Annotated in this window: 17 protein-coding genes and 1 other RNA gene; 14 read left to right on the forward strand and 4 right to left on the reverse strand. The window is 60.1% G+C overall.

All coding sequences use genetic code 11. The features are described 5' to 3' along the window. The first annotated feature begins 46 nt into the window (after positions 1–46). From petA to NR126_RS05535, 5 genes are all read left to right on the forward strand, one after another. Complete coding sequence (gene petA / locus NR126_RS05515; RefSeq protein WP_027619547.1) at positions 47–640, forward strand: ubiquinol-cytochrome c reductase iron-sulfur subunit; 594 nt, start codon at positions 47–49, stop codon at positions 638–640. Continuing rightward, positions 640–1,851, forward strand: coding sequence for a cytochrome bc complex cytochrome b subunit (locus NR126_RS05520; RefSeq protein WP_027619548.1), 1,212 nt, complete (start codon positions 640–642; stop codon positions 1,849–1,851). The genes petA and NR126_RS05520 overlap by 1 nt, the downstream gene beginning before the upstream one ends. Then, positions 1,851–2,633, forward strand: a complete 783-nt coding sequence (locus tag NR126_RS05525) for a cytochrome c1 (RefSeq protein ID WP_027619549.1) — start codon at positions 1,851–1,853, stop codon at positions 2,631–2,633. Before NR126_RS05520 ends, NR126_RS05525 begins: the two co-directional genes overlap by 1 nt. Before the next feature lie 150 nt (positions 2,634–2,783). Further along, entirely contained in the window at positions 2,784–3,401 is a 618-nt protein-coding gene (locus NR126_RS05530; RefSeq protein ID WP_027619550.1) for a glutathione S-transferase N-terminal domain-containing protein, read from the forward strand. A 16-nt stretch (positions 3,402–3,417) separates the two neighbouring features. Next, entirely contained in the window at positions 3,418–3,828 is a 411-nt protein-coding gene (locus NR126_RS05535; RefSeq protein ID WP_027619551.1) for a ClpXP protease specificity-enhancing factor, read from the forward strand. Between the two features lie 54 nt (positions 3,829–3,882). Here the strand turns inward: NR126_RS05535 and NR126_RS05540 are convergent, their stop codons facing one another. From NR126_RS05540 to NR126_RS05555, 4 genes are all read right to left on the reverse strand, one after another. Further along, positions 3,883–4,461, reverse strand: coding sequence for a BON domain-containing protein (locus NR126_RS05540; protein ID WP_027619552.1), 579 nt, complete (start codon positions 4,459–4,461; stop codon positions 3,883–3,885). After that, positions 4,458–5,051, reverse strand: coding sequence for a phosphoheptose isomerase (locus tag NR126_RS05545; protein ID WP_027619553.1), 594 nt, complete (start codon positions 5,049–5,051; stop codon positions 4,458–4,460). The genes NR126_RS05540 and NR126_RS05545 overlap by 4 nt, the downstream gene beginning before the upstream one ends. 101 nt (positions 5,052–5,152) lie before the next feature. Continuing rightward, positions 5,153–5,515 (reverse strand): YraN family protein, encoded by a 363-nt coding sequence (locus NR126_RS05550; RefSeq protein ID WP_081786380.1) that lies wholly within the window; start codon positions 5,513–5,515, stop codon positions 5,153–5,155. Next, positions 5,515–7,326: a penicillin-binding protein activator gene (locus tag NR126_RS05555; RefSeq protein ID WP_105754794.1), complete on the reverse strand. Its 1,812-nt coding sequence runs from the start codon at positions 7,324–7,326 to the stop codon at positions 5,515–5,517. The genes NR126_RS05550 and NR126_RS05555 overlap by 1 nt, the downstream gene beginning before the upstream one ends. A 209-nt stretch (positions 7,327–7,535) precedes the next feature. Here NR126_RS05555 and rsmI point away from each other — a divergent pair, with 209 nt between their 5' ends. The 9 genes from rsmI to mraY all read left to right on the forward strand — a co-directional run bounded on the left by rsmI (position 7,536) and on the right by mraY (position 16,626). Further along, a complete protein-coding gene (rsmI, locus tag NR126_RS05560) occupies positions 7,536–8,408 on the forward strand; it encodes a 16S rRNA (cytidine(1402)-2'-O)-methyltransferase (RefSeq protein ID WP_027619556.1) in 873 nt (290 codons plus the stop codon). Positions 8,409–8,483: 75 nt separating this feature from the next. After that, positions 8,484–8,837, forward strand: an RNA gene (gene rnpB, locus NR126_RS05565) — RNase P RNA component class A. Between the two features lie 455 nt (positions 8,838–9,292). Continuing rightward, a complete protein-coding gene (mraZ, locus tag NR126_RS05570; protein ID WP_027619557.1) occupies positions 9,293–9,748 on the forward strand; it encodes a division/cell wall cluster transcriptional repressor MraZ in 456 nt (151 codons plus the stop codon). Further along, a complete protein-coding gene (gene rsmH, locus NR126_RS05575; protein WP_027619558.1) occupies positions 9,745–10,692 on the forward strand; it encodes a 16S rRNA (cytosine(1402)-N(4))-methyltransferase RsmH in 948 nt (315 codons plus the stop codon). The genes mraZ and rsmH overlap by 4 nt, the downstream gene beginning before the upstream one ends. Beyond that, positions 10,689–10,982 carry a cell division protein FtsL gene (ftsL, locus tag NR126_RS05580; RefSeq protein WP_027619559.1) on the forward strand — a complete coding sequence of 98 codons (294 nt, stop codon included), beginning with the start codon at positions 10,689–10,691 and terminating at the stop codon, positions 10,980–10,982. The genes rsmH and ftsL overlap by 4 nt, the downstream gene beginning before the upstream one ends. Then, positions 10,982–12,721 carry a penicillin-binding protein 2 gene (locus NR126_RS05585; RefSeq protein WP_177327268.1) on the forward strand — a complete coding sequence of 580 codons (1,740 nt, stop codon included), beginning with the start codon at positions 10,982–10,984 and terminating at the stop codon, positions 12,719–12,721. The genes ftsL and NR126_RS05585 overlap by 1 nt, the downstream gene beginning before the upstream one ends. Continuing rightward, complete coding sequence (locus NR126_RS05590; protein WP_027619561.1) at positions 12,721–14,184, forward strand: UDP-N-acetylmuramoyl-L-alanyl-D-glutamate--2,6-diaminopimelate ligase; 1,464 nt, start codon at positions 12,721–12,723, stop codon at positions 14,182–14,184. Before NR126_RS05585 ends, NR126_RS05590 begins: the two co-directional genes overlap by 1 nt. Further along, positions 14,177–15,544, forward strand: coding sequence for a UDP-N-acetylmuramoyl-tripeptide--D-alanyl-D-alanine ligase (gene murF, locus NR126_RS05595; protein WP_256829854.1), 1,368 nt, complete (start codon positions 14,177–14,179; stop codon positions 15,542–15,544). Before NR126_RS05590 ends, murF begins: the two co-directional genes overlap by 8 nt. Further along, positions 15,544–16,626, forward strand: coding sequence for a phospho-N-acetylmuramoyl-pentapeptide-transferase (gene mraY, locus NR126_RS05600; protein WP_027619563.1), 1,083 nt, complete (start codon positions 15,544–15,546; stop codon positions 16,624–16,626). Before murF ends, mraY begins: the two co-directional genes overlap by 1 nt. The last annotated feature ends 1 nt before the right edge of the window (position 16,627 follow it).

Here is a 16,627-nt window from a genome sequence, read left to right on the forward strand (position 1 = left end):
TAGATGCCTGATTTAACAGGCCACAAAGCTGATGGGAGAGGACTGGATGAGCAATGACGGCGTGAATACAGGCCGGCGTCGCTTCTTGGTAGCAGCCACATCCGTGGTGGGTGCTGCAGGAGCGGTGGGGGCTGCGGTCCCGTTCGTGGGTTCATGGTTTCCCAGTGCCAAGGCGAAAGCCGCAGGTGCACCGGTGAAAGTGAATGTCAGCAAGATCGAGCCAGGCCAGCAATTGATTGCTGAATGGCGCGGCCAGCCGGTATTCATTGTCCGCCGTACCCCGGAAATTCTCGGCAATCTCACGAAGATCGAGGGTGACCTCTCCGATCCGGAGTCCAAGGCTTCGGTACAGCCGGCCTACGTTGACCCAAAGACGCGTTCGATCAAGCCAGAGGTCCTGCTGCTGATCGGTATCTGCACGCACCTGGGCTGCTCGCCGACCTTCCGTCCAGAAGTGGCGCCCGCCGATCTCGGGCCGAAGTGGGTAGGTGGCTATTTCTGTCCTTGCCACGGCTCCCACTACGACCTGGCTGGCCGTGTCTACAAGTCGCAGCCTGCGCCTTTGAACCTGCCAGTTCCCCCGCATTCCTATGAGTCGGACGAGATCATCGTCGTCGGCGTCGACACGGAGAAAGCGTGATGAGCAAGTTCATGGATTGGGTTGATGCGCGCTTCCCCGCGACCAAGATGTGGGAAGACCATCTCAGCAAGTATTACGCCCCGAAGAACTTCAACTTCTTCTACTTCTTTGGCTCCCTGGCACTGCTGGTTCTGGTTAACCAGATCGTTACCGGTGTCTGGCTGACCATGAGCTACACCCCGTCGGCGGAAGAGGCCTTTGCCTCCGTCGAATACATCATGCGCGACGTCGAGTACGGCTCGATCCTGCGCTTGCTGCACTCCACCGGCGCCTCGGCGTTCTTCATCGTGGTCTACCTGCACATGTTCCGTGGCCTGCTCTACGGTTCGTACCAGAAGCCGCGTGAGCTGGTCTGGGTGTTCGGTATGCTGATCTACCTGGCACTGATGGCGGAAGCCTTCATGGGCTACCTGCTGCCGTGGGGCCAGATGTCCTACTGGGGTGCCCAGGTGATCATCTCGCTGTTCGGTGCGATCCCGGTTATCGGTGACGACCTGACCCAGTGGATCCGTGGTGACTACCTGATCTCGGGCATCACCCTGAACCGCTTCTTTGCCTTGCACGTGGTCGCCTTGCCAATCGTTATCCTTGGCCTGGTGGTACTGCACGTCCTGGCACTGCACGAAGTCGGCTCGAACAACCCGGATGGCGTGGACATCAAGAAATACAAAGACGAGAACGGCGTACCGCTGGATGGCATTGCTTTCCACCCGTACTACACCGTGAAAGATATCGTCGGCGTGGTGGTGTTCCTGTTCATCTTCTGCTCGATCGTGTTCTTCTTCCCGGAAATGGGCGGTTACTTCCTGGAGAAACCGAACTTTGAAGTGGCAAACGCCTTCAAGACCCCAGAGCACATCGCTCCTGTCTGGTACTTCACCCCGTTCTACGCGATCTTGCGTGCGGTGCCGGACAAACTCCTGGGCGTTATCGCCATGGGTGCCGCGATTGCCGTGCTGTTCGTCCTGCCATGGCTTGACCGCAGTCCGGTCAAATCCATGCGCTACAAGGGCTGGATGAGCAAGATCTGGCTGTGGGTATTCTGCATTTCGTTCGTGATCCTGGGTGTACTGGGGGTTCTGGCGCCAACGCCGGGTCGTACGCTGCTGTCGCAGGTATGCACCTTCCTGTACTTCGCCTACTTCATTCTGATGCCGTTCTACACCCGGCTCGAGAAGACAAAACCGGTTCCGGAAAGGGTGACTGGCTGATGAAAAAGCTATTTGCTGTACTGATTCTTGCTGCTCTGCCTGTCTTCTCCTTTGCGGCTGAACACGGTGGCCCCGAGCTTGAGAAAGTCGATATCGACGTCTCCGATAAAGCGGCTATGCAGGATGGCGCACGCACGTTCGCCAACTACTGCATGGGCTGCCACAGTGCCAAGTTCCAGCGCTACGAGCGCGTTGCCGACGATCTGGGTATTCCTCACGATCTGATGCTCAAGAACCTGGTGTTCACCGGCGCCAAAATCGGCGACCACATGAGCATCGGCATGCAGCCGGCGGACGCCAAGGCATGGTTTGGCGCTGCGCCGCCTGACCTGACCCTGGTCGCCCGTGTGCGTGGTACTGACTGGCTGTACGGTTACCTGAAATCGTTCTACGAAGATCCTGCACGCCCTTGGGGTGTGAACAACAAGGTCTTCCCGAACGTCGGCATGCCCAACGTGCTGGTCGGCCTGCAAGGTCGCCAGGTCGTAGGCTGCAAACAGGTGCAGATCGTCGAAGACGGCAAGAAGCAATATGATCCGCTGACCGGTACGCCGCTGACTCATGAAGCGTGCGATCAGTTGACCATCGTGCCGAAGTCCGGTGCTCTCACCGAAGAGCAGTTCGATGAGAAGGTCAAGAATCTGGTAACCTTCCTCGCTTACTCGGCTAACCCGGTTAAGCTGGAGCATCAACGCATTGGTACCTATGTATTGCTGTACCTGGCGTTCTTCTTCGTATTCGCCTACTTGCTCAAGCGCGAATACTGGAAAGATGTTCACTGATAAAGCTTCAAGCAATTGCTGTTAACCGCGCGCGCCCAAGGGTGTCTCTGAAAACGTAACAGGCCTGGTCAAACAGGTGTTACGGGAGGCGCCCTCTGGGCGCGCGCGTTTTTCCGCTTACGAATATTTCAACAAGCGAGGAGGACCGCCATGGGCGTGACCAATCGGTTGGCCTGTTACTCCGACCCCGCCGACCACTATTCCCACCGAGTGCGCATCGTACTGGCAGAGAAGGGTGTCAGCGCCGAGATCATCAGCGTTGAGGCGGGGCGTCAGCCGCCTAAACTGATCGAAGTGAACCCGTACGGCAGCTTGCCCACCCTGGTCGATCGCGACCTGGCGTTGTGGGAGTCGACGGTGGTGATGGAATATCTGGATGAGCGTTACCCGCATCCGCCGCTATTGCCGGTTTATCCTGTGGCGCGGGCCAATAGCCGGCTGCTGATGCACCGCATCCAGCGCGACTGGTGTGGCTTGGTGGATCTGATCCTGGATTCGCGCACCAAAGAGCCCGCGCGTGCGCAGGCGCGCAAAGAGCTGCGTGAAAGCCTCACGGGCGTTTCGCCGCTGTTCGCCGACAAACCGTTTTTCCTCAGTGAGGAACAAAGTCTGGTGGATTGCTGCCTATTGCCCATACTCTGGCGTTTGCCGATTCTGGGTATTGAACTGCCGCGGCCGGCCAAGCCGCTGCTTGATTATATGGAGCGCCAGTTTGCGCGTGAGACATTTCAGGCGAGCCTGTCTGCTGTCGAACGCGATATGCGCTAAGGCTTAAGGAGCCGCTATGAACTCCAGTCGACCTTATCTGGTCCGTGCGCTCTATGAGTGGATTGTGGATAACGATTGCACCCCGCACATGCTGGTCAACTCCGAGTTTCCGTCGGTGCAGGTGCCGCAGGGATTTGCCAGTGACGGACAGATTGTCCTCAACGTATCGCCTGCAGCTGTACGCCATCTGCACATGGACAACGATGCGGTGAGCTTCGAGGGCCGCTTCGGCGGTGTGCCGCACACTCTGTACGTGCCTGTCGCGGCGATCCTGGGGATTTACGCCCGGGAGAATGGGCAGGGCATGGTGTTCGATCTGGAGTCGCCGGTAGGTGACGAGGATGAGCTCGAGCCGGAAGACGATTTGCCACCGGACGACGAGCCGCCGCGCCCAAGCGGGCGGCCAAGTCTGAAAGTGGTGAAGTAATAAAAAAGGCGATCCGGATGGATCGCCTTTTTTGTGCCTGCCGTTCGGATTACATCAGTCGATGTACTCGAACAGTTTGACGATTTTCTGCACCCCGGAAACGCCCTGAACCAGATTGGTGGCCTGGGCGGCTTCCTGTTTGGTCAGCAGGCCCAGCAGATAGACGATGCCGTTTTCGGTGATGACTTTGATGCGCGAACCGGGAATGTTGGCATCGGCCAGCATCTGGGTCTTGATCTTGGTGGTCAGCCAGGCGTCGTTATTGCGCGCCAGCAGCGACGATGGCTGCATCACCTGCAGTTCGTTGTGTACCGTCTTGACGCGTTGTACGGCTGCCGCTGCCTGTTCGGCCTGGGCCTTGAGGTCGGCGCGGGGCGTTTGCCCGGCCAGCAGAACCACGCCGTTGAAGCTGGAGACGACGATGTGGGATTTGTTGTCCAGATCCGGGTTGGCCTTGGCAACGTTGACGCCGACCTTGGTTTCGATCAGGGAGTCGTCGATCTTGCTGCCGAAGGTGCGGGTGCCACGGTCATCTTGAATGGGGCTTTCACGGCTGGCATTAACCACCGAGGTGCAACCGCTGATGCCGAGGCATAGGGTCAGGGCCAGAAGGCCTAGGCGATTAGGGGTCATTCTTCACTCCCGAACAGTTGGCTATCGATCAAGTCGCAGAGGCAGTGGATCGCCAGCAAGTGGACTTCCTGGATGCGTGCGGTGACATTGGCCGGTACGCGAATCTCGACGTCTTCCGGCAACAGCAGCGAGGCCATGCCGCCGCCATCGCGTCCGGTCATTGCTACGACAATCATTTCGCGATCATGTGCGGCCTGGATCGCTTGAATTATGTTGGCCGAGTTGCCGCTGGTGGAAATCGCCAGCAGTACGTCGCCGGGTTGGCCCAGAGCGCGAATCTGCTTGGAGAAGATTTCGTTGTAGCTGTAGTCGTTGGCGATCGAGGTGATGGTCGAGCTGTCGGTGGTCAGCGCGATGGCTGGCAGGCTCGGGCGCTCACGCTCGAAGCGATTGAGTAGCTCGGAGGAAAAGTGCTGGGCATCACCTGCTGAGCCGCCATTGCCGCAAGAAAGCATTTTGCCGTCGTTGAGCAGGGCGTTGACCATCACTTGGCTGGCTTGCTCGATGTGTGGTGCAAGTACGTCCATCGCCTGTTGCTTGGTGTCGATGCTGGCCTGAAAAAGCTGGCGAATTCGGGATTGCATGTCCATCTGTGTGACCTTAAGTGGCGCGGCCTGGTGGCACCGCAATGTGCGGCCCGCAAAGCAAAGAGCAAGAATAGTGGGTAAAAAACGGCCGAGCCCGAGAGCGTTCAGCTGTCAAAGGCATTCCTTAGCCAGTTCAGGTGCGCTGCAGTGCTGTCTATGGCAACTACATCAAAACGGCAGGGAGATTCGGCCCAGCGTGCCTCGCTCTGCAGAAAATACTGCGCGGCGAGAATCAGTTTTTCGCGCTTTCGCGCATCGATACTATCGAGCGCGCCACCCCATTGGGTGTGTTGTCTGTAGCGGACTTCGACGAATACTACTGTATCGCCGTCAAGCATGACCAGATCAAGCTCGCCGCGTTTACACAACCAGTTCTGCGCCAGCAGGCGCAGACCCTGTTGCTGGAGATGCTCGAGCGCCTGGCGCTCGGCATCTCGACCGCTTTGTTGGCGTGACCTGTCGGGCATCAGCGCGGCGTGTCAGGCAGGCGCTGAACCTGGCCGCTGACGAATTGTGCCCACGGCAACTGGCGCTGCACGCGCTGGGTCGGGCTCATGCTCAGGTTGCCCGACTGGCCTTCGATGGTGCTGTTCGGCAGGGCCTTGAGCTGACCCAGGCGGGGTGCCAAGCGATAGGCGTCGACGCCCATGGCGTACAGGCGGCCCAGGCTGCTGTTGGCTTGCGGCCATTGTGCGGCCACTTGCTGGCGCAGTGGGTCGCTGGTGCTGAGCAGCCATGGGGTTTCGCAGAAGCGAATGCCGTTCATGTCGTTGTACTGGTTCTGGTCACCACTGGCGCTATAGACGTGGGAAGTGGCATAGACCGGTACATCGCCTGCGTACTGGAAGTTCAGCGTTGGCTTGATCTGCTGAGCCTGTTGCGGCGTCGAGGCGAGGAAGATGAACTCGATGTCCTGGCGGCGCGAAGGTTGTGCAGCGACCGCAGTGCCTACCGTGCTTTGCAGGCTCTTGGCGCGACCTTCGCTCTGGCGCAGTTGAAACAGATCGGCGATCTGCTGGGCCAGTTGCACGGGTTGGTCGACACGCTCGATACCGATAATGCTGCCGCCGTTGGCCTGCCAATCCTGGCTGAAAGCCTTCAATACGCGATCGCCCCATTCGCCTTTCGGCACCAGCACTGCGGCGCGATGCAGGCCGTCGGCGCGAGCGCGGCGCGATACTTCGCGTGCTTCGTCTTCAGCGGCCAGGCCAAATTGGAACAGTTGCGCCGGACCTTGTTCACCCTCGCTGTAGTTCAGCGCCAGGGTGGTGATGGGCAGTTGTGGGCGGGCGCTGAGTTGTTTGACCAGGGGTTTTTCCAGAGGGCCGACCACCAGTTGCACGCCATCGGCTTGCGCCTTGCGATAGAAGTCATCCAGCGACGTCAGGCGCGAGCTGTCGTAAAACTCGATGGCGGGCGGATTCTGTCCGGCCTGCTGTGCCTGGTAGTGCGCGGCCATGAAGCCCTCTCGCAGCGCTTTGGCGACGGACGCGAGCGGGCCTTCCTGGGGCAGCAGCAGGCCAATCTTGGCCAATGGCTGGCTGGCCAGTTGCTTGAGTTGGGTCAGTGGCAGCGGCAGTTGCAGCGCGGCCGGGTGTTTCGGGTGCTGGGCTTTCCAGGTATCGATGGCGGTCTGCTGCGACTCCAGGGTGCCGGCCGTTTTCACCGCGACCGCCAGGCTCATCCAGCCACCCAGCACGTCGTCGGTGATGGGTTGCAGTTGGTCGGTGGGCAGCGAAGCGATCAGGGTCCAGATGGCTTCGTGGTTCTTGCCGGCGGCGTCGCCCTTCATCAGTGGGGCGATGGCGATCCGCTCGCGTGCTGCGGCGAGGGTCTGGCCATCGGCTTCAAGGGCGCGTGCGCGGACAATACCGGTACGTACCTGTTGCTCGTCCGGCAACTCGCTGAGGCGTTGCAGGCTCGGGTGGCTCAGGGCGGTCAGCGCAGCCTTGGGCTGGTTCCGGGTCATTGCCAGTTCAGCGGCCAGGGTGCTGGCAAATACCTGCTGGCCCGGCTTGAGTTGGTCCACCGGGACCTGTTGCAGGATTTGCGCGGATTGTCCGGCATTGCCCTGGCGATAAGCCAGGTCGGCTGCGCTCAGGCGCAGCAGGGCAGCCTTCTCCGGATTGGTGCTGGTGGCAGCCTGTTCGAGCAGTTGCTCGATACTGGCATCGGCCGTCCGTGGAAGGTCGCCAAGGCTGGACGAGGGCGAGCTGGCGCAAGCCGCCAACAGGGCAGCGAGGCAGAGGGCAGTGAACAGCCGCAGGCAAGCGATCATGTAAGTGTTCCTGATACTCGATCAAATTAGCGTGGAATTGTACCCAAGCACTGGCCGGGGCGCGATGTTACTGGCGTGAAACGTTCGATTTAGGTCGTGTAAATGTTGCCGAGGTCACTAAAGGGTAGTGCGCGAGCATGACAGTGGGGCGCATCTGTCACCCTTCGACGCGCTACAATGGCAGCTTTATCGATCATGAGGTGTGCGCTTTGACTGCTCCAGGTGCTTTGAATTCCGCTGCTGGCTCGCTTTTTGTGGTGGCGACGCCCATCGGCAACCTGGATGACATCAGTGCGCGGGCCCTGAAAATCTTGCGTGAAGTGGCATTGATTGCTGCTGAAGACACGCGTCATTCCCTGCGTTTGCTCCAGCATTTCGGTATCGCCACGCCGCTGGCCGCCTGCCATGAGCACAATGAGCGCGATGAAGGCAGTCGCTTCATAACCCGTCTGCTGGCCGGCGACAATGTCGCGCTGATTTCCGATGCCGGCACCCCACTGATATCGGATCCAGGCTATCACCTGGTGCGCCAGGCGCGGGCAGCGGGTATTAAGGTGGTGCCGGTTCCTGGTGCTTGCGCGCTGATCGCCGCCTTGTCGGCAGCAGGTCTGCCTTCCGACCGGTTTATCTTTGAAGGTTTCCTGCCGGCCAAGGCCGTGGGTCGTCGCGCGCGTCTGGAGTCTATAAAGGAAGAGCCGCGTACGCTGATTTTTTATGAGGCGCCGCACCGAATTCTCGAATGCCTGCAGGACATGGAGCTGGTATTCGGTCCCGAGCGGCCGGCGTTGTTGGCGCGCGAGTTGACCAAGACCTTCGAAACCCTCAAGGGACTCCCGCTGGCCGAGCTTCGTCAGTTTGTCGAGAGCGACAGCAATCAGCAGCGCGGCGAGTGCGTGGTGCTGGTCGCTGGCTGGACGGCGCCGGAGAGTGAGGATGCAGTCAGCAGTGAGGCGATGCGGGTGCTGAATCTGTTGCTGGAGGAAATGCCGCTCAAGCGTGCAGCGGCATTGGCGGCGCAAATTACCGGGGAGCGCAAGAACGTGCTTTACCAGATTGCCCTGGAAAAACAGAAGGGCGAGTAACAGCGGGGCCTGCAGAGCAGGAAAAGGCTTTTATTACTTGTTCTTCGGGCCATGTGCCGTTAGCATTCGCGCCGGAGAGTCGATCGGACAGTCGCTGCCCTCTATGAAAATTAGGGGGGGGAGGAAAGTCCGGGCTCCATAGGGCGAAGTGCCAGGTAATGCCTGGGAGGCGTGAGCCTACGGAAAGTGCCACAGAAAACAACCGCCTAAGCGCTTCGGCGCCGGTAAGGGTGAAAAGGTGCGGTAAGAGCGCACCGCACGACTGGCAACAGTTCGTGGCTAGGTAAACCCCACTTGGAGCAAGACCAAATAGGGTCCCAAGGCGTGGCCCGCGCTGGGACCGGGTAGGTTGCTAAAGGTGTCCAGTGATGGCCATCGTAGACGAATGACTGTTCAAGACAGAACCCGGCTTACAGATCGACTCTCCACCTTTTTTACGCTCTTGTGCTTGAATAACGGGCACGAAAGCTTGGTATTATCAGCGTCATGTCAGTAACAGTGACTGGCAGTGCAAGTTGATGTTGCTATGACATCATTCCCCGCTTGACCCCCTTGTAGAGGCGCGCGTGTAGTAGCAATTACCCACCCCTGCTGAATCACTAGCAGAAGCGCTTTTGTAATACCGAAAAAATCTTACTCTTAATAAATTACTTTAACTTCTCAACGTAGCCGCCTGTGCTGCTTGAAGTTGCTGGGCGTACTCATTCTCCAAATATCCGTAACCCCTTCTTTTACCCAGTTAAATCGCCGATTTGTAAGGATTTTCCTTTACTGCGCGCCTTGACGGTGCGGTGGGCGCATTCCTATAGTGTGCGCAAGTGGCGAAAAGTGGCATGAAGTGGGTTTTTTGAGCGCAAAACGCTAAAATTTGGAGAAACGCTGACGTGTTTCGCGGAGCCAACGCTATCAGTCTCGATGCAAAGGGCCGTCTCGCCATGCCGAGCCGGTACCGTGACGAGCTGATTTCGCGAAGTTCCGGGCAATTGATTGTGACGATCGATGCCGTTGATCCCTGTTTATGTGTTTACCCCCTCGATGAGTGGGAGCTGATTGAAACCAAACTGCGCGCACTGCCTTCGCTTCGCGAAGAGAACCGTCGCCTGCAACGTTTGCTGATTGGTAATGCCGTCGACCTCGAGCTCGATGGCAGTGGTCGTTTTCTGGTACCGCCGCGGTTGCGTGAATATGCCAAGTTGGATAAGCGCGCAATGTTGGTCGGCCAACTGAACAAGTTCCAATTGTGGGACGAGGATGCCTGGGATGCAGTGTCTGCTGCTGACCTGGCTGCTATTCAACAACCGGGCGCCATGCCTGATGAACTGCGTGATTTGATTCTGTGACTATTAATAGCGGCTTTAACCACATCACCGTACTGCTTGACGAAGCCGTCGAGGCTCTCGCTGTACGCCCTGATGGCTGCTATCTCGATGGCACGTTCGGGCGTGGCGGCCATAGCCGCCTTATTCTCAGCCAGCTCGGTCCCGATGGCCGGCTCCTGGGATTCGACAAGGATCCACAGGCGATTGCCACCGGGCAAACGCTAGCGGCCGAAGACGGCCGCTTTGTCGTTGTGCAGCGCAGCTTTGCCGAGCTGGGCTCGGAAGTGGCCGAGCGAGGCCTGGCTGGCAAAGTCAGCGGTGTACTGCTCGACCTGGGCGTGTCCTCGCCGCAACTCGACGACCCCGAGCGTGGCTTCAGTTTCCTCAATGATGGCCCGCTGGACATGCGCATGGATCCGTCTCGCGGAATCAGCGCCGCCGAATTCGTCAATACCGCACCTGTCGAAGAAATTGCCCGCGTATTCAAAGAGTACGGCGAAGAACGTTTCTCCGGCCGCATGGCGCGTGCAGTGGTGGAGCGGCGTGACATCAAGCCATTCGAGCGCACTGGCGACCTGGCCGAAGTCCTGAAAGTCGCCAATCCGGCGTGGGAAAAGGGCAAGAACCCGGCGACTCGCGCCTTCCAGGGCCTGCGTATTCACGTCAACAACGAACTGGGCGACCTCGAAGCCGGCCTCGATGCTGCGCTCGAAGCGCTGGAAATCGGTGGCCGTCTGGTCGTCATCAGCTTTCACTCGCTGGAAGACCGCATCGTCAAACTGTTCATGCGCAAACTGGTCAAGGGCGAAAGCGATAACCTGCCGCGCAACTTGCCGGTGCGTTTTGAAGCCTTCTCACCGAAAATCAAGGTCCATGGCAAAGCGCAGTTCGCCGGAGAAGCTGAACTCAAGGCCAACCCTCGTTCCCGCAGCGCAGTCATGCGCGTAGCGGAGAAACTTCGGTGAGCAAGCTTTTCGCCAAGCCACTTCCCGGCGGAAGCTTTTTCATGTTCCTGCTGTTTGTCAGCGTGCTCGTTTCGGCGATCGCGGTGTCCTACAGCGCCCACTGGAATCGGCAATTGCTCAATTCGCTGTACAACGAACTGAGTGTGCGCGACAAGGCGCAGGCTGAGTGGGGTCGGCTGATTCTCGAGCAGAGTACCTGGACCGCTCACAGCCGGATCGAAGTACTGGCCACCGAGCAACTGAAGATGCGCATTCCTGGCGCCGCAGAAGTGCAGATGGTGGCGCCATGATGAAGCTCGAAGGCGGCCTGTTCCCCTGGCGCTTTCGCCTGGTCCTGGGGTTGCTCGGGATCATGGTGGCTGCGATCGCCTGGCGCATCATCGACCTGCAGGTAGTCGACCGTGACTTCCTCAAGGGCCAGGGCGATGCCCGGAGTGTTCGTCACATCCCTATTCCAGCGCACCGTGGCCTGATCACCGATCGCAACGGCGAACCGCTGGCAGTGAGCACGCCGGTGACCACCCTGTGGGCCAACGCCAAGGAAATGCAAACGGCCAAGGACAAGTGGCCGGCGCTCGCGGCTGCCCTGGGGCAGAACCCGAAAGCCCTGGCTGAGCGCCTCGAAGCGCAGGCCAATAAAGAATTCATCTATCTGGTGCGCGGCCTGACCCCTGAGCAGGGCCAGGTCGTGCTCGACCTCAAGGTGCCTGGCGTCTATGGCATCGAAGAGTTCCGGCGCTTCTATCCGGCCGGTGAAGTCACCGCGCACATGGTCGGATTTACCGACATTGATGACCATGGTCGTGAGGGGGTCGAACTGGCCTACGACGAGTGGCTGGCCGGCGTACCGGGCAAGCGTCAGGTCATCAAGGACCGGCGCGGCAGACTGATCAAAGACGTCCAGGTCACCAAAAACGCCAAGGCCGGCAAGCCCTTGGCGTTGTCGATTGACCTGCGCCTGCAATACCTGGCCAACCGCGAATTGCGTAACGCGATCATCGAGAATGGCGCCAAGGCCGGCAGCCTGGTGATCATGGACGTGAAGTCCGGCGAGATCCTGGCCATGGTCAACCAGCCGACCTACAACCCGAACAACCGTCGCAACCTGCAGCCGGCGATGATGCGTAACCGCGCGATGATCGACGTGTTCGAACCGGGTTCGACCATGAAAGCCATCTCCATGAGCGCCGCCCTGGAAACCGGGCGCTGGAAGCCGAGCGACACCGTCGAGGTGTACCCGGGCTCCCTGCAGATCGGCAAATACACCATCAAGGACGTTTCCAAGAGCGAAGGCCCGGTGCTCGACCTGACCGGCATCCTGATCAACTCCAGTAACGTTGGCATGAGCAAGATCGCCTTCGATATCGGTGGCGAAGCGATTTTCCGTCTGGCCCAGCGCATCGGCCTGGGCCAGGACACCGGCCTCGGCTTCCCGGGCGAACGGGTCGGCAACCTGCCCAACTATCGCGAGTGGCGCAAGGCCGAGACGGCCACGCTGTCCTATGGCTATGGCATCTCGGTGACCGCCATCCAGTTGGTCCACGCCTTCTCGGCGCTGGCCAACAATGGTCGTATCGCGCCGTTGACCCTGATCAAGACCGATAAGCCGCCACAGACCACTCAGGTGATTCCGGAGAAGGTCGCGAAAACCATGCAAGGCATGCTGCAGCAGGTGATCGAGGCTCCGCGCGGGGTATTCCGGGCGCAAGTGCCGGCGTATCACGTGGCAGGCAAGTCCGGTACCGCGCGCAAGACGTCGGTCGGCACCAAGGGCTACGCCGAGAACTCTTACCGTTCGCTGTTCGCCGGCTTCGGCCCGATGAGCGATCCGCGTTTTGCCATCGTGGTGGTGATCGATGAGCCGAGCAAGGCCGGTTACTTCGGTGGCCTGGTATCGGCGCCGGTGTTCTCCAAAGTCATGTCGGGCACCCTGCGCCTGATGAATATTTCCCCGGACAATCTGCCGCCGACCCAACAGGCCAACGCCACCCCGGTAGTCCCGCTTAAAGCCAATGGAGGGCGCGGCTGATGTCTCTGAGCCTGAACAAGATTTTCGCCCACGCTGGCCACGATCTGCTGATTCGCGAACTGACCCTGGACAGCCGCAATGTGCGCGCTGGCGACCTGTTCCTGGCCGTGCCGGGTGGCAAGTTCGATGGCCGCGCGCACATCGCTGATGCTCTGCAACGCGGTGCGGCCGCCGTGGCCTATGAAGTGGAAGGGGCTACCGTCCTGCCGATTACCGATGTTCCGCTGATTCCGGTCAAGGGCCTGGCAGCGCAGTTGTCGGACATCGCCGGGCGCTTTTACGGCGAGCCGAGCCACCACCTCAATCTGGTCGGCGTGACCGGGACCAATGGCAAGACCAGCGTGACCCAACTGGTGGCGCAGGCTCTCGACCTATTGGGCCAGCATTGCGGCATCGTCGGCACTCTGGGCAGCGGCTTTTATGGCGCGCTGCAAAGCGGCCTGCACACCACGCCGAACCCGATTGCCATGCAGGCGACCCTGACCGACCTGAAGAAGGCCGGGGCCAAGGCCGTGGCCATGGAAGTGTCTTCCCATGGCCTGGATCAGGGGCGTGTCAGTGCGCTGGCGTTCGACGTGGCAGTGATGACCAACCTGTCCCGCGATCACCTGGATTACCACGGCACCATGCAGGCCTACAGCGAGGCCAAGGCCAAGCTGTTTGCCTGGAATGACCTGAAATGCCGGGTGGTCAACCTTGACGATGAATTCGGCCGGCAGTTGGCCGCAGAAAAACGTGAGTCGAGGCTGATGAGCTACAGCCTGGAAGATTCCAGCGCCTACCTGTACTGCCGCGAAGCCCAGTTCGACGACGAAGGTGTGCGTGCCACGTTGGTGACGCCGCAGGGTGAGCACCATTTGCGCAGCACCTTGCTCGGTCGTTTCAATTTGAGCAACGTGCTGGCAGCGGTCGGCGCTTTGCTCGGGCTGGATTACGCACTGGACGAGATCCTGCGCGTGCTGCCAAAGCTCGAGGGTCCGGTCGGTCGCATGCAGCGCCTTGGTGGTGGCAGCCAGCCTCTGGTGGTAGTCGATTACGCCCATACCCCGGATGCCCTGGAAAAAGTCCTGACCGCTTTGCGCCCGCATGCCAAGGGCCAGTTGCTGTGCCTGTTCGGTTGCGGTGGTGATCGCGATCGCGGCAAGCGCCCGCTGATGGCCGAAGTGGTCGAGCGCCTGGCCGATGGCGTGCTGGTCACCGATGACAATCCACGCACAGAGGACCCGGCACAGATTTTCGACGATATCCGCGCTGGTTTTGCCGCTGTGGATAAGGTGCGTTTTGTCCCGGGCCGTGGCCCGGCGATTGCCGAAATCATTGCCAGCGCCAGCGCTGATGACGTGATTGTCCTGGCCGGCAAAGGGCACGAGGACTACCAGGAAATCAATGGCCAGCGCCATGCGTTCTCTGATCTGGTCGAGGCCGATCACGCCCTGACCGCTTGGGAGGTGGCCCATGCTTAAGCCTCTGACCTTGAGCGAAGTGGCTGCGCCATTGGCTGGCCAAGTCATCGGTAGCGACAGCCGTTTCGAGGGCGTCAGCATCGACAGCCGGGCGATCCAGCCGGGCCAGTTGTTTGTGGCCCTGACCGGCCCGCGTTTCGACGGCCACGATTACCTCAACGAAGTCGCAGCCAAAGGCGCGGTTGCCGCGCTGGTCGAGCGGGAAGTGTCGAACTCGACGCTGCCGCAACTGCTGGTAAAAGACACTCGTCAGGCTCTGGGGCAACTCGGCGCCCTGAATCGCGCGGCTTACAGCAACCCGGTCGCGGCGATCACCGGTTCCAGCGGCAAGACCACGGTCAAGGAGATGCTCGCGAGCATCCTGCGCACCCGCGGTCCGGTGTTGGCGACCCGTGGCAACCTGAATAACGATCTGGGCGTGCCCCTGACCCTGCTCGAACTGGCCCCGGAGCACAGCGCAGCGGTCATCGAACTCGGCGCCTCGCGCATCGGTGAAATTGCCTACACAGTGGCCATGACCAAGCCCCATGTCGCCGTGCTCAACAATGCCGGGACCGCTCACGTCGGCGAATTTGGCGGGCCGGACAAGATCGTAGAGGCCAAGGGCGAAATTATCGAGGGCCTCGATGCCGACGGCATTGCGGTGCTGAATCTGGACGACAAGGCTTTCGCCATCTGGAAGGCCCGTGCTGCCGGGCGCCAGGTGCTTACCTTTGCCTTGGAAAACAGCCAGGCCGACTTCTACTCCAGTGACCTGGGCCGTGATGCCCGGGGTTGCCCGTCCTTCACATTGCACAGCCCGATGGGTGTCGAACCCGTCCAGTTGAACTTGCTGGGCACTCACAACGTGGCCAACGCCCTGGCCGCTGCGGCCGCTGCCCATGCCCTCGGGGTGTCGCTGTTTGGCATCGCCACCGGGCTGAATGCGGTGCAACCGGTCAAGGGCCGTGCGGTCGCGCAATTGGCTAGCAACGGCATGCGCGTGATTGATGATTCTTACAACGCAAACCCCACCTCGATGTGCGCCGCCGTTGATATACTCGCCGGCTTTTCCGGACGCACCGTTCTGGTGCTCGGGGATATCGGCGAGTTGGGCGAGTGGGCGGAGCAGGGGCACCGTGATGTGGGCGCTTATGCCCGCGGCAAGGTGTCTGCGTTGTACGCCGTGGGACCGATGATGGCGCATGCCGTCGCGGCTTTCGGTGAGCAGGCCCGTCATTTTGCCAATCAGGCCGAGCTGATTGCGGCGCTCGGCGCCGAACACGATTCAAACACCACCATTTTGATCAAGGGCTCGCGCAGCGCGGCGATGGAAAACATCGTGGCGGCGTTGTGCGGTTCGAGCGGGGAGAAACATTAATGCTGCTGCTGCTAGCGGAGTATCTGCAACAGTTCTACAAGGGCTTCGCGGTCTTCCAGTACCTGACCCTGCGCGGGATTCTCGGTGTACTGACCGCGTTGTCATTGTCGCTGTGCTTTGGCCCGTGGATGATCCGTACCCTGCAGAACCGTCAGATTGGCCAGGCCGTACGTAACGATGGCCCGCAATCGCACCTGTCGAAATCCGGCACCCCAACCATGGGTGGCGCGCTGATTCTGTCTGCCATCGGTGTCAGCACCTTGCTCTGGGCTGACCTGACCAACCGCTATGTCTGGGTGGTACTTCTGGTGACCCTGCTGTTCGGTGCCATTGGCTGGGTCGACGACTACCGCAAAGTCATCGAGAAGAACTCCCGTGGCCTGCCGAGCCGCTGGAAGTATTTCTGGCAATCGGTGTTCGGTCTCGGCGCGGCGATCTTCCTTTATATGACCGCAGCGACCCCGGTGGAAACCACGCTGATCCTGCCGATGCTCAAGGACTACAGCATTGCGCTGGGTGCCGGTTTTATCGTCCTCACCTACTTCGTGATCGTCGGTTCGAGCAACGCGGTCAACCTGACCGATGGTCTCGACGGCCTGGCGATCATGCCAACAGTGATGGTTGGCGGCGCACTGGGGATCTTCTGCTACCTGTCGGGTAACGTGAAGTTCGCCGAATACCTGCTGATTCCTTATGTACCGGGCGCCGGTGAGTTGATCGTGTTCTGCGGCGCACTGATCGGCGCGGGTTTGGGCTTCCTGTGGTTCAACACCTATCCGGCCCAAGTGTTCATGGGCGACGTCGGCGCGCTGGCACTCGGCGCTGCGCTGGGCACCATCGCGGTGATCGTGCGCCAGGAAATCGTTCTGTTCATCATGGGCGGCGTGTTCGTGATGGAAACCCTGTCGGTGGTCATCCAGGTTGCCTCTTTCAAACTGACCGGTCGCCGGGTGTTCCGCATGGCGCCGATTCACCACCACTTTGAACTCAAGGGCTGGCCCGAGCCACGTGTGATCGTTCGTTTCTGGATCATCACCGTGATTCTCGTGCTGTTTGGCCTTGCCACCCTGAAACTGAGGTAGA

It is taken from the genome of Pseudomonas sp. Pse1 (assembly GCF_024519635.1).
In the GTDB taxonomy this organism is placed as follows: Bacteria; Pseudomonadota; Gammaproteobacteria; order Pseudomonadales; family Pseudomonadaceae; genus Aquipseudomonas.

What these genes read in the sequence shown, in the direction of transcription:
- NR126_RS05550 (WP_081786380.1), bottom strand. Translation starts at nt 5,515, where the DNA reads ATGCCCGACAGGTCACGCCAACAAAGCGGTCGAGATGCCGAGCGCCAG.
- NR126_RS05530 (WP_027619550.1), top strand. Translation starts at nt 2,784, where the DNA reads ATGGGCGTGACCAATCGGTTGGCCTGTTACTCCGACCCCGCCGACCAC.
- NR126_RS05520 (WP_027619548.1), top strand. Translation starts at nt 640, where the DNA reads ATGAGCAAGTTCATGGATTGGGTTGATGCGCGCTTCCCCGCGACCAAG.
- NR126_RS05555 (WP_105754794.1), bottom strand. Translation starts at nt 7,326, where the DNA reads ATGATCGCTTGCCTGCGGCTGTTCACTGCCCTCTGCCTCGCTGCCCTG.
- NR126_RS05535 (WP_027619551.1), top strand. Translation starts at nt 3,418, where the DNA reads ATGAACTCCAGTCGACCTTATCTGGTCCGTGCGCTCTATGAGTGGATT.
- NR126_RS05525 (WP_027619549.1), top strand. Translation starts at nt 1,851, where the DNA reads ATGAAAAAGCTATTTGCTGTACTGATTCTTGCTGCTCTGCCTGTCTTC.
- NR126_RS05590 (WP_027619561.1), top strand. Translation starts at nt 12,721, where the DNA reads ATGTCTCTGAGCCTGAACAAGATTTTCGCCCACGCTGGCCACGATCTG.
- NR126_RS05545 (WP_027619553.1), bottom strand. Translation starts at nt 5,051, where the DNA reads ATGGACATGCAATCCCGAATTCGCCAGCTTTTTCAGGCCAGCATCGAC.
- murF (WP_256829854.1), top strand. Translation starts at nt 14,177, where the DNA reads ATGCTTAAGCCTCTGACCTTGAGCGAAGTGGCTGCGCCATTGGCTGGC.
- petA (WP_027619547.1), top strand. Translation starts at nt 47, where the DNA reads ATGAGCAATGACGGCGTGAATACAGGCCGGCGTCGCTTCTTGGTAGCA.
- mraY (WP_027619563.1), top strand. Translation starts at nt 15,544, where the DNA reads ATGCTGCTGCTGCTAGCGGAGTATCTGCAACAGTTCTACAAGGGCTTC.
- NR126_RS05540 (WP_027619552.1), bottom strand. Translation starts at nt 4,461, where the DNA reads ATGACCCCTAATCGCCTAGGCCTTCTGGCCCTGACCCTATGCCTCGGC.
- NR126_RS05585 (WP_177327268.1), top strand. Translation starts at nt 10,982, where the DNA reads ATGAAGCTCGAAGGCGGCCTGTTCCCCTGGCGCTTTCGCCTGGTCCTG.